A 12,177-nucleotide genomic window follows, 5' to 3' on the forward strand; every position below is an offset into this window, starting at 1 on the left:
CGAAGAAGCATACGCGCTGTCCCACTGTCATTGCAGGTGGAATTCTTTCTCCACCTTAAGACTGAAGACAGATGCCCACACGGTTTGTAGGATTCGCTTGAACCTCCCTCGCAACACTTGTTCCCAGCAGGCATTGCCTGCACACGGCCGCATACGGCCGCGTTTCATGATCTCGGAGTTTGACCTGATGCGCTTTTATGTCCGGCTTGGAGTGTCCTGCTATCTCCTGGCTTTCGCTTCACTCTTGCAAGCTCAATTACCCAGCGGGGCTATTAGCGGGATCGCCACGGATCCAAGTGGCAAGCTTGTGCAGGGCGCACATATAACGGCAGCCGATGAACGGCAGGGCGCGCTGCGTGAGAGCACCACCAATGCAGACGGCGTGTTTACGTTGTCGAACCTTGCTCCAGCCAGCTACACAGTTGTTCTGACGTCTGTGGGATTCTCCGAAGTTCGCTATAGCCACGTGCAGGTCGAAGCAGGAAAGACAGTCACCCTGGATACAACGATGAGCGTCGCCGGGCAGACGAATCGTATAGATGTGAGCAGCAACAGCAGCGAGGAAGTAGATTTGACTCAGTCCATGCTGCAGGGTCAGATACCCTCGAGGACGATCCAAAGCATACCGCTCAACGGTCGCAACTTCCTCGAGTTAGCCTTTCTTTTGCCCGGAAACAGGCCCGGACCCAATTTCGATCCGACAAAGACCAATACCATCGAGATCAGTTCCGCCGGTGGATTCGGACGCGGCGGCAATATCCTCGTAGATGGAGCCGATAACAACGACGAAGTAGTCGGCGGTACGCTGTCGAACTTCCCACAGGATTCAATCGCCGAGTTTCAGATTGCGACGGCTCGCTTTACGGCGGAGGTAGGGCGCTCCGGCAACAGTATTATCAACATCATCACGCGCTCAGGTGCGAACCAGATGCACGGTTCTGCATTCTTTTTTGAACGTAACCGGCATCTGCAGGGCCTTCCCGCCACTTTCGATCGTTCACAACCAGTGCCACGATTTGACCGTGAACAATTCGGCGGATCGATCGGCGGCCCGCTTTACAAAGATAAGGCCTTCTACTTCACGTCTACGGAATACCGCAACCAAAATGCCGCGATCCAGACCGGCACGCGAGTTTTCACAGGCTCGCCTTATGGAGGCTCTCCCTTCTACGGCTATATCATCAATACGGCCGCTCCAGCACCTCTGCGTGACCTGCTGCTTTCCAATCGCGTTGACTATCATCTGAATGAAAACAACATATTCGGCCTTCGCTATAGCTTCAACCGCTCGACTGATACAGCGCAGGCAACGGCAGCGCAGTCCACACCGTTCTCTACGGCGGCAGAAAGGCAGAATGCGCTGAACCGCTTCAACTCTGCGGCAGCGACGTGGAGCAGGGTCATCGGATCGAAGATGACAAATGCCCTGTCGGTTCATTACGACAATTTCTACAATGACATCCCTCCGTTTCCTGACAATGCCTCCACTACGAATCCCGAACTAAATCTCACTAATGAGTTGTTGTTTCCGGACCTGGCCGACGGCGCAAATTTCAATCTTCCGCAAGCAACCCACATGGACCGGTACCAGTTCCGCGACGCATTCACCGCCACTCTAGGTAGACATACCTTGCATGCCGGCGTCGAGTTCCAGCACTACCGGGTAAGCGGGCTTATCAACGTCTTCGGCAGCGGCTCGGTGATCCTGGTATCCGACTTCGGCTTCCAGGATCTGAATGGCGATGGCGTCGTGAACGACCTGGATATACCGGTTGCCGTTGGCATCCACAGCACAGCGCCAATTATTCCTGTGCCCATTCCAAAGATCACAAACAACTACACGGGGCTTTATACGCAGGATGACTGGCGCGTTTCCCCGCAGTTGACGCTCAACCTGGGCCTGCGATGGGAGTACGACTCTGATGCCACCGGACAGGGAGACGCCCACCAGCCGTGCCCATCCCTCACAAGCGTTCCGGACAAACCATGTACCTGGATGGCGAACGTCCTGCCATTGCATAAGGATCCGGACACGAAGAACTTTGGGCCGCGCGTCGGCTTTATTTATGACCCCTTCGGCCGCGGTAAGACGGTGCTGCGCGGTGGATATGGAATCTATTACGATCGAGTCATTCTTGAAGCGGGCTCAAAAGAGCTGGTGCAGAATGACCGCGCCCTGACGGTAACACAATATGGCGGCTCAAGCTGCGTGATTCCGGGCACAGGCGCACCGGCGACGCTGGATAATTGTTTCGCTCCCGGCGCGCGTTTCTCGCCTGACAGCCCAATGATCACAACGGCTTTTAGCGGCCCACATCAAACGGGGGGCGTCGGCATCGTCGCTCTCGGCCAGAGATCCCATCATCCGCTGTTTCAGCAAGCTTCTATCGGAACGCAGCAACAAATATCGAGCAACTGGTTAATAAGCGCCGACGGCCTGCATGTTTTCGGCCAGCGGCAGCTGATCGGCAGCCTCCTTCGTAGTACTACATCAACATCTCCATACATCCAGTGTCCGGGTGGAAATCAACTCTGCCTTATTACTGACCCATTGTCCGGAATTACGGATAGCGTGACCATCATTGATTCATCCGCAAAGAGCTGGTACGACGGGTTACTTGCGAGCGTGAGCAGGAGGACGGCTCGCATTGGTCCTGTTACCTACGACTTCAACATCAGCTATACGCTGTCGAAGACGTTCGACTACTCAGACGACGATCAACTCGAGAATGGCAATAAGGACGAGCAAGTGAATCTGGTGGAAGGTGCGGCCGGCCTGCGCAAAGAAAAGGGCTACGCTCTCACAGATGAACTTCATCGCATCACGCTCTATGGCGAGGCGAAGCTTCCTTACGGCTTCAGCTTCGCGCCGCTTTACACCTTCGGCTCCGGTGTGCCGGCAGATACTTTTCTCCCGGGAACAGCAAATATCTCCGGCGCATCAGGCTCGCGCATACCCATATTGCCGCGTAACGCCTTAGGCCGCGAGATCAAGAACAGTAATCAGCTAAACGCAGCTATTGATCACTGGAATGCGTTGCCATCCTGTCCCGGAGCCTACCCGTGCAACGCCGGTGGTCCCATAGCGCACGTTCCCGGAGGCATAAATTTCTTCAGTCCTTTCAGCTCGCTTGATCTGCGATTGAGAAAGGATTTTCGTTTCCAGGAGAGATGGACGCTGAGTCTCATCGGAGAAGGTTTCAACATGTTGAACGAAGTAAATGTGCGCGGTACCAGCAACGCAAACTTTGCCGGACGAAACATCTCGATCAGTCCGTTCGCGGCGAGCGCACCTGTGCAAACTAATTTCTTTCAAGCAGACACGATCGCGGGCGGTTTCTTCGGCTCCGGCGGTCCGCGCGCCTTTCAATTCGCTGCGAGATTGGAGTTTTAAACGATGTTGATACCCGAATATCAGCAGCTCGCGGAGCGGGATTTATCGACGCCTGTGCAAGCCGCAAATCTGCCTGTCGTCGATGAAACCAATGCGCCACCTGAAGTTGCACAGCTTTACGCCCGGTTTCGCGAAGTGTTTGGCCGCCCACAGATACCGGGGATCTTGCAATGTTTTGCGACACACCCGCCGCTGTTGGAACACATGATGGGCCTCGCGCAATCAATGCTTTTCACAGAGGGAGCTCTTGGGCGACTGCAAAAGGAAATGATTGCCACAGCGGTCTCTTCGCGTAATCGATGTGCTTACTGCGCCGATAGTCACGGGTTCTTCCTGCGCGTTCATGGAGGATCGCCGGAGTTGCTTGCGGCAGCGATGGCATGCAATACCGGTTCCCCCTCGTTCCATCCCGCGCAGAGTGCGCTGATCTGTTTCGTGCAAAAAATTACAGACGACTCGGCGTCCATCACCTCAGACGATATCGAAAAACTTCGCGCAATGGGTTGGACTGACCAGCAAATTGCGGAAGCCATCCACGTCGCGGCGCTCTTTGCCTGTTTTAATCGCGTCGTAAATGCGTTTGGCCTGCCATCTCAGGACCTTCTTGGCATATACGCTCCCAAATCTGAGAGCGTTGCGGGCGGAGGAAACCAATGAACGCTCGTACCACTCTTTTAGCGCCCGAGAACGAGAGCTCTATACGATATGCCGGTTGGCCCGTAGCTGTTGCGGCCTTCGTGGGGGTCATGACGAGCTTCGCGCCGATTGTGCCCTACACCTTCAGCCTATTCCTGACCCCGCTGCACGCGGCCTTTGGCTGGCAGAGAGAAGCCATGTCGGGAACGTTCGCTCTGGCTGCGATTACCGTCGCCCTGGTTTCTCCCGGAATCGGAATTCTGCTGGATCGCTTCGCGCCTCGCCGCATCATTTTGCCCTCGATCATCATTTTCGCGATAGCATTAGCTTCGCTCAGCACGCTCAGCTCAAATATCCACCGTTTCTATCTCACCTACTTCATACTAGGACTCGTCGCAAACGGCACGGCGCAATTCGCCTATACGCGAACCATTCTTACCTGGTTTCGCAAGCACAGGGGATTCGCACTGGCATTGATTCTCACCGGCAGCGGTACCGGTTCCATCCTGATTCCCCCTGTGACGCAATGGGTGATCGACCATCATGGATGGCGGGACGCTTATCTCACCCTTGGCTGTATCGCTCTGCTTGGACTACCGCTCACAGCGCTTCTCGTGCGAAACCGACCAATTCCCGTAGAGCGTTCAGACGAGAGCCTGGCATCAGGCGTGACCGTAGGCGCAGCGTTGAAAAGCGCGCCGTTCTGGATCCTCGCCACGATCATCATGCTCTCGGCATTCAGCGAAAATGGCTTGGTAACCAACATGGCCGCAATGCTGACGGAACGTAGTATTTCCGCTTCTGCCGCTGCCTTGGCACTCTCGGTTCGCGGCGGCGCAGGCATCATTGGTAGGCTTTGCACCGGCTTCCTCATCGATCGCTTCCCACCCCAGCGTATCCAGACCTGCATCCTTTTGATCTCCGCCGCGGGTACCCTGATTCTTGCTTTCGCGGGAACTTCGCCGATGGCTCTTGTCGGCGCTGCTCTGCTTGGCATTGGCCTTGGCAGCGAAGCGGACGTCGCTCCCTATCTGCTTGCGCGCTACTTTGGGCGTAAGCATTTTTCCGTGCTGTATGGTCTTACCTGGACGGCCTATGCTGTAGGTGGCGCAACTGGACCCATGGTGGTGGGACATCTTTACGACCGCGCAGGCCGTTATTTGCCAGTCTTCATCGTAGGCTTGGCCTGTGTTGCTCTTGCAGCAGCAATAATCAGCCTGTTCCTGCGCCGCGACTCGAACCACATAGACGGAGATCTTGAAAAACTGGCAGTAGCCGGAATCACATTGGAGGAATAAATATGTCACATATTGCACTGCCGGAAGAGATGCCTGGCATCACCGCCGGCTTCGCTTTTCGTCCTGAAACTGCCAGGCCGATGCGTGAACTCGCTCACATCCTGCTGCACACATCTGGGAATGAAGGATTTAGTTCGCGGGACAGGGAATTGATTGCTGCCTTCGTTTCGTCGCGAAATACTTGCTATTTCTGCCAGACGAGTCACGGAGCAGCTGCGAACCATCTCAACGATGGAAGCGTAGATCTCGTCGACGCCGTCTGCTCGGATTACAGAAGTGCGGAAATTTTGCCCAAGCTGAAAGCGCTGCTGGCCATCGCCGAGCAGGTCCAGATCGACGGGAAGAGGGTCACAAAGCAGTTGGTGGAAGAAGCACGGCAGCAAGGCGCAACAGACCTCGATATCCACGATACCGTTCTGATTGCCGCCGCCTTCTGTATGTACAACCGCTATGTGGATGGTCTGGGTACCTGGCAGCCGCGCGATAAGGCGATGTATGTCGAGATGGGTAAGAGGATGGCGGAAGAGGGATACGCCAGATAGATGTATCAGTTGGAAAGTTCGAAGGCGGCATTCTGAATTATCAGAATTCCATCTTGTAGGCGATGAAGGCAGTATCCTTCCGACAGGATCGTCTCGGAGCTTCCACTTGAAAGTCCATCTTGTTGACGGTACATACGAGTTATTCCGGCATTATTACGCTCTGCCTTCTGCGCGAGACTCGGACGGCCGCGAAGTTGCCGCCGTCCGAGGCGTTGTCGCGTCAGTGCTGGGCATGATGAGTGATGGTGTTACGCACATTGCTGTTGCGACCGACCATGTAATCGAGTCGTTTCGCAATGCACTGTGGCCGGCCTATAAAACCAGCGAGGGTATCGAACCAGATCTGTTAGCGCAGTTTCCATTGCTCGAAGAAGTTCTGTCAGCGGCAGGCATTGTTGTCTGGCCGATGGTGGAATTCGAAGCAGATGATGCTCTGGCAGCTGGGGCGGCCAGAGCCGCTCAAGATACACGTGTCGAGCAGGTAGTCATCTGCACTCCTGATAAGGATCTTGCTCAATGTGTACACGGCTCACGCATCGTCCAACTCAATCGCCGGACGAACGTAACGTATGACGAAGCCGGTGTAGTCGAAAAATTTGGGGTTTCGCCGATGTCGATTCCTGACTACCTGGCGCTGGTAGGCGACGCGGCCGATGGCTATCCAGGCCTGCCGGGCTGGGGTGCAAAGTCATCATCGGCAGTGCTTGCCAAATTTAAACATCTCGAATCCATCCCCAGCGACAGCGGCGAATGGAGGGTGAACGCCACAGGCGCAAGTGCTTTAGCGGCCACCCTTATAAGAGAAATGGATCGAGCATTGCTCTTTCGAAACCTTGCAACCCTTCGAACCGACATCCCACTATTTGAAAATGTGGATGAGATGCGATGGGCAGGTCCCACGCCGGCCTTCGTCCCCATCGCGGAACGATTGGACGCTGCTGTTCCCGGTAGTCGTCGGCCCTCAGGACGTAAGCTCCCGCGTCTATCGACCCGCCATTCCGGAACTCCGTGACATAAGAGAAAGCGCCGTAGAGATTTGGAAGACTCCTTCGGCGGCAACTCAATTTCGTGGAGATGCACGCTTGAATAAAAAATAAATGAAGTACGGATTCCAAGACTCTCTTAGACCGGCGACTTCTGCATATTTTGTCATTTATTGGCGTCCCCGACGGGATTCGAACCCGTGTTATCGCCGTGAAAGGACTTGGGGTGGCGGTAACTCATTGAAAATACAGGCTGCGGATGGCTCCCTAAATGACTTTCAGATATCCCTTGACGCCCGTTATTGGACGCCAATTGGACGCCAACTTCCTCCTCAGAATGCGCGTGTGTGCTTGTACGTCCATTCAGGTTGTTCGACTCTTCAGTTGTTCATGAATCATTACGAGTGGGGATTTGTTCACGCTAGGCAATTAAGCAGGAGTTCCACCATTCGCATACCTCGGCCGTAATAGCCCGGAAGGTGGTGAAGAACGCTGGCATTCTGGCGCCGCTGGTCATTTCGGAAGTGGTGAAGGACAGTGAGCAATGCTGGCGCTGGATACGGATCAGTTCGGTTGCAACGCCTCTTCTGTCTCAGGCTCTTTGGGCGACGCGGGTAAAAAGGTCGAGGGAAGAAGAGCGACAGCGCTGATAGACTTTTCAGATGGCTCAGGAAACCACTGCATTCCCAAATATCTGAACATAGATAGCAAAATCCTAGCAATGACATTGAGCAATCGACGCACTGGCGATCTCGTTGTCCCAACCGCTTCTCAATCAAGCTAAATGTGGGAGTTAGTCTATTTCAAAATCATGTACCCGGAGAAGCGGAAACAAAATCCTCCAAGAGATGGCATTCGGGTATCATTCGCTCTTATTCCCTGCCCTTATGCTCGTTTCGATCGGTCCAATAATGTGGGAGGGAATCATACAGCTGAAGAATGCTGACGCATGGAAATCGCAAGCTCGAACGTCAACTCGATAGAAGCGAGATTAGATCATGTCACATGCTGGATACCATCTGCACGCTTGGGTTATCATTTCCGAGAATTCTTTGGTGGTATCGGAGCTTACCAAGGCCGGATCGGATCGAATATGCTGTGCTACCATCCACTCATCCGGCTCGCCCACCTGCTTGAGCCGCGGAGGTCGAGATGAGTTCAACGACACGTCGTAGTTTCCTAAAAACAGGTCTTGCCGCAGGGGCCATGGCTGCAGTAGGAACTCTTCCACTGGGCGCCACCGGAAGTACCGCGACCGATACAGTGATGCTCGGCCGCTCCAGTGTGGGAGTGACGCGGCTGGCCTTCGGAACCGGGACGGACGGCGGTTCAGTGCAGGCCACTCTGGGACAACAGGAGTTTACGCGGCTCGTTCACTATGCATATGACCGCGGCATCCGCTTCTTCGAGACTGCTGAGGCGTACCAGACGCCGGCGATGCTGGGCGCGGCGCTGAAGGGCTTACCACGCGACAACTACTGCCTGATGAGCAAGGTCACTACGTTTCACTCAGGCATAGATCCTCAGACTAAGTTTGATGAGCTGCGGCGCACCTCGCAAACGGAGTACTTTGACATCATGCTGCTGCACTGGCAACACACACCTGATTGGCCGGAGACCACGAAACGCTGGCAGGACGGAATCCTCGAGGCGCAGCAAAGAAAGATCATCCGCACGCATGGCGCCTCGGTGCATGGACTGCCGGCACTGCGTCAGATGCCGGGCACCAAGTGGCTCGATGTGGGACTCATCCGTATCAATCACAACGGCGCGCGCATGGACGGACCGACTTACGAGGACACCAATCACCCCGACAATGTGAGCGAAGTGGTCGATCACATCCACCAGCTCAAGAAAGAAGGGCTCGGTGTGATCGGGATGAAGCTGTGCGGCGGAGGTCAATTCCAGAATAGCCACGACGACCGTGTGAAAGCGATGAGATTCGCTTTCAGGAATGCGGGCGTGGACTGTGCCACGATCGGATTCAAGAGCACGGGGGAGATCGACGAGGCCATCAACAACATGAATCTGGCGCTGGCGTAAACTTCCGCCAAAGGCCGCTCCAGTTCGACGGATCCGGAGCGGTTTGGCGATGATGCTAATATTCGGTCAAAATTTTCGCTGGACTCCAATGCCGACTCGACGCCGAGTCTCTATCGCATTCTCGATCAAAGTATTGGAGATCCCCTATGCATCAACCCCGAGGTTTACTTCGGGGCTTGCTGCGGCGGACTTTCGCTGGTCGGCGGCACAATTCCCTTGATTCGCAAGTAAGTCACCATGTTTCCGTAGTGCTCGTCCGTATGCGCCGTATTGAGCGAGAATAAAGCGATCTTCGCCACGTTGAAATTCATGAATTTCGTCATCTGGGCACCCTTGGCATCGGTCATGCCTTCAAACGCTGTATTGCAGTACGCAACGGCGTCCTTGAGCGCGGCTACGAGCTCGGCCTTTGAGGTCTTTGTTTTTTCTATGTCCTTCCCAGGATTCTCTGCACCCGTGGCCAGCGAGCAGAAGAAGTAATTTTCTTCGGCCTCATGACCGACCAGTTGACCAAAACTCCGAACCTCCGGTACTGGTTTGAACGAGTAGTTCTCTTCCGGCATTTTCTGAGCCGCACCAATGACCGCGTTGCTCACAAACCCATAGAGGCCTTTTTCGCTGGCGGTAATCGGATTCGCTGGTGGAGCGGCGGGCGATTGCCCGAATAAAGCAAGGGGAACAACCAACACTGCGGCAAACAAATAAGAATGTCTTCTACTCAAATGACACCTCCGGATGAAATCATGCCTCATCCCGGACAGGCTCGGAAAAGTAATGAGTCGAAGCGAATTACTCGTAAGACAGGCCGTTACCGAAATCGCTCTATCTTGAGTCGACTTGGATATCGAACCGGAATCGGCAACACATGGACAGAGCTGACAGCGCTAACCATCCGCCCATAAATGCGGACTAGCTGGCGACTATTTCATCTTGCGATTGATCCTCGAATTCTGGATTCGATTTCAGTGCTGCCAGAATGACGGCGGATGATTTCTGGATGACCTCCAGGCTTTCAGCCAAGAGCGAAGCGTTGCCGTGGCAGAGTGGATGTAGTCAGCCGATGCCGTTCCCGTCTCCAGCCCCACAGCTTTGCTCACCACGAACGCAATGGCTTCAGCCTCTGTCTCGCGGATGGTTTTTGTGGGTTGCGGCGTGACGCTCGGATTTGTGCAATATTTCGTGGCTGAGCTCATGCACAAGAGTCGAAAACTCCTCAGCCTTCGACTGCCCCGGAAGCAGAACGATCTTGCCGCCGTAGCTCATACCCATGGCCGGGGCAATGCGCTCGTTGAACTCAAGCTCGATGCCCTGAGCATTCATGAACTCGATCAACCGATCGCAGTTAACTCCTGCATCGCCGTTCACATGTGCATGCTCGGGAAGCTCCTTGCCTTCGGTCTGCAAAACATCGAAGACATAGGCGGCACGAAACCCAATCAGCACTAGGACATTCTGACGAGTCAAGTCTTTCTCGGCTTCTTCCTGCAGTTTGCGTTTGGTCCCCAACGATGGGAGCAAGAATGAGGATGCCTTTCTCGCCCTTCTTCACTCTGCGACCAAGCTGGTTCCATGTATAGAGTCCAGCCACGTGGGTTGCGTCCGGCCTCTGCCGTGCGATTTCGAGGATATTGCCGAAAGAGTACTTGTGAAAGCGACTCATGGCGGTGAGGTAGGCTGTGAGCGTTTCGCTATGTCCCTGCTCAAGCTGCTGGATGAGGTATTGCACGTTGGCGGTGATTATTTCTTTCACCGTCTGCCGTTGCGGTTGCTTCTGCCCCTCTTCCTTCCATTTTTTGCTCCTCGTCTGCCCGGTCGGGCGTTTTTGTTTCTCACCAGCGCAGCGAGACAAGAACGACTGAACGGAGCAGACAGGACAGAACGACGACGGGCCCGGCGTAGTTCCGAGAGGCAGGCGCGGCCAGTGACAAAGTGGTTCTTGAACTTTGGCGCGCAGTCGGCGCTCGCCCGAAGGGATGGCCCGAAGCGGCTGAGTGGAGGGAACGACGGGGATCGGCGAAGTGGCCGGAAGTTGCGTCAGCCACCTTGCACTTCGTTCTTTGAGCCGGTACAAGAACGCTATGCCGAAGAAGGTGCCAGCGGTTTCACGAAAAATAGGCTTCATCGAGACTATGGATTGCCTGCCGGTCTCGAAGCTTCCCGGAGGGAGTGGAATGGACCTACGAAATTTTATGTGGTCGACCACATAAAATTTCTTCTGTGGCGTCCCTACTTCTGTGGCGCTGGCAATTGGTTGTTGGTTAAAGAGCACGCGGATTTGGTTCCCAACGCCACATAATCCCTCTCAGAGGCTTCGTAGGAACTGCATGAGCGCTACATCTTCCTTCCAGCGTTTTGGAGGAACAGCCCCGCGGATCTCGCAAGTTGCGAGCGCCTTAGCCTTCATTTCCAGATCCACTTCCGCATAAAAATTTGTGGTGTTGACCGAGACGTGGCCCATCCAAGCGCGGATAGTATTGATATCGACGTCCGCGCGAAGAAGATGAGTGGCCGTTGTATGCCGAATCGCATGGAGACTCACGCGTTTGTTTGCTAGCGACGGCGTAGCATCCAACATATTTCGGATATACCTTTCGACCATCGTATGAATCCCAAAGCGCGTGATGGATTGACCACACCTGTTCAGGAACACGTGATCGGTCGGTGAACGGCTCGCAGTCAATGATGAAAGTTCAACCACAGTTTGACGCCAGAGTGGGCAGCGCCGAAGCTTGTTACCTTTGCCACGAAGCTGGACAGAGGAATGATAACGAGAAGAATTGGGCAGGAGGAGATCGGCGATTTTGACCTGTGCCGCCTCATCAGCTCTTGCGCCAGTGTTGTAGAGGAAGAGTAGAAGCGTACGGTCCTGCGTCCCTGCTCCGTCAATTGGTCAGGTGTATTCAACAACGCATCCATTTCCGGTTTGTCGAGATATGTAATAGTGGCCCGAGGCGCCCGCTTGGGTGGGATGGCGCGGAGTTGTCCGCACCACTCGATGTGTTCGGGACTGTTCAAGCCGATGTAGCGAGCCAAAGAGTGAATCGCAGCCAATCGTTGGTTCCGGGGTAGCGACCGCGCATTTGCGGGATTCCTCTAAATGCCGGAGAAACAGCCGTACCATTTCCGGAGACACGTCGGTCACCGAGATCCGATCGACCTCTTTCTGTACTTTTTGAGCTACGAACGGAAGTAGCAGACGAAGCGTGTCTCGATAGCTGCACTGTGTGTTTCGAGCCGGGTTGAGTTCGCTGACTAAGTATTCAAGCAAGAAGCGTCGGATC

At 54.7% G+C, this 12,177-nt stretch carries 9 protein-coding genes and 1 pseudogene; 7 read left to right on the forward strand and 3 right to left on the reverse strand.

Annotated features, from left to right (window positions below; genetic code table 11):
- Positions 1-187: 187 nt before the first annotated feature.
- The 7 genes from GSQ86_RS10075 (at position 188) to GSQ86_RS10105 (ending at position 8,896) form a co-directional block, all read left to right on the forward strand.
- Positions 188-3,394: a TonB-dependent receptor domain-containing protein gene (locus GSQ86_RS10075; protein ID WP_158749821.1), complete on the forward strand. Its 3,207-nt coding sequence runs from the start codon at positions 188-190 to the stop codon at positions 3,392-3,394.
- Between the two features lie 3 nt (positions 3,395-3,397).
- Positions 3,398-4,051, forward strand: a complete 654-nt coding sequence (locus GSQ86_RS10080; RefSeq protein ID WP_158749822.1) for a carboxymuconolactone decarboxylase family protein — start codon at positions 3,398-3,400, stop codon at positions 4,049-4,051.
- Positions 4,048-5,328 (forward strand): MFS transporter, encoded by a 1,281-nt coding sequence (locus tag GSQ86_RS10085; protein ID WP_158749823.1) that lies wholly within the window; start codon positions 4,048-4,050, stop codon positions 5,326-5,328. Before GSQ86_RS10080 ends, GSQ86_RS10085 begins: the two co-directional genes overlap by 4 nt.
- 2 nt (positions 5,329-5,330) lie before the next feature.
- Complete coding sequence (locus tag GSQ86_RS10090; RefSeq protein ID WP_158749824.1) at positions 5,331-5,870, forward strand: carboxymuconolactone decarboxylase family protein; 540 nt, start codon at positions 5,331-5,333, stop codon at positions 5,868-5,870.
- Between the two features lie 106 nt (positions 5,871-5,976).
- Positions 5,977-6,882, forward strand: a complete 906-nt coding sequence (locus tag GSQ86_RS10095) for a 5'-3' exonuclease H3TH domain-containing protein (RefSeq protein ID WP_158749825.1) — start codon at positions 5,977-5,979, stop codon at positions 6,880-6,882.
- Positions 6,883-7,397: 515 nt separating this feature from the next.
- Complete coding sequence (locus GSQ86_RS10100) at positions 7,398-7,637, forward strand: hypothetical protein (RefSeq protein ID WP_158749826.1); 240 nt, start codon at positions 7,398-7,400, stop codon at positions 7,635-7,637.
- Between the two features lie 368 nt (positions 7,638-8,005).
- Positions 8,006-8,896: an aldo/keto reductase gene (locus GSQ86_RS10105; RefSeq protein ID WP_158749827.1), complete on the forward strand. Its 891-nt coding sequence runs from the start codon at positions 8,006-8,008 to the stop codon at positions 8,894-8,896.
- Between the two features lie 164 nt (positions 8,897-9,060).
- On the opposite strand, the gene GSQ86_RS10110 is transcribed toward GSQ86_RS10105, so the two are convergent.
- From GSQ86_RS10110 to GSQ86_RS23030, 3 genes and pseudogenes are all read right to left on the reverse strand, one after another.
- On the reverse strand, positions 9,061-9,618 hold the full coding sequence (locus GSQ86_RS10110; RefSeq protein WP_158749828.1) for a DinB family protein: 558 nt from the start codon (positions 9,616-9,618) through the stop codon (positions 9,061-9,063).
- Between the two features lie 187 nt (positions 9,619-9,805).
- Positions 9,806-10,646: pseudogene (locus GSQ86_RS10115) on the reverse strand (ArdC family protein).
- 552 nt (positions 10,647-11,198) lie between these two features.
- Complete coding sequence (locus GSQ86_RS23030; protein ID WP_216841099.1) at positions 11,199-11,783, reverse strand: tyrosine-type recombinase/integrase; 585 nt, start codon at positions 11,781-11,783, stop codon at positions 11,199-11,201.
- Positions 11,784-12,177 lie beyond the last annotated feature (394 nt).

The sequence above is a fragment of the Acidobacterium sp. S8 genome, from assembly GCF_009765985.1.
Taxonomy (GTDB): domain Bacteria; phylum Acidobacteriota; class Terriglobia; order Terriglobales; family Acidobacteriaceae; genus Alloacidobacterium.

What these genes read in the sequence shown, in the direction of transcription:
- GSQ86_RS10075 (WP_158749821.1), top strand. Translation starts at nt 188, where the DNA reads ATGCGCTTTTATGTCCGGCTTGGAGTGTCCTGCTATCTCCTGGCTTTC.
- GSQ86_RS10080 (WP_158749822.1), top strand. Translation starts at nt 3,398, where the DNA reads ATGTTGATACCCGAATATCAGCAGCTCGCGGAGCGGGATTTATCGACG.
- GSQ86_RS10085 (WP_158749823.1), top strand. Translation starts at nt 4,048, where the DNA reads ATGAACGCTCGTACCACTCTTTTAGCGCCCGAGAACGAGAGCTCTATA.
- GSQ86_RS10090 (WP_158749824.1), top strand. Translation starts at nt 5,331, where the DNA reads ATGTCACATATTGCACTGCCGGAAGAGATGCCTGGCATCACCGCCGGC.
- GSQ86_RS10100 (WP_158749826.1), top strand. Translation starts at nt 7,398, where the DNA reads ATGCTGGCGCTGGATACGGATCAGTTCGGTTGCAACGCCTCTTCTGTC.
- GSQ86_RS10105 (WP_158749827.1), top strand. Translation starts at nt 8,006, where the DNA reads ATGAGTTCAACGACACGTCGTAGTTTCCTAAAAACAGGTCTTGCCGCA.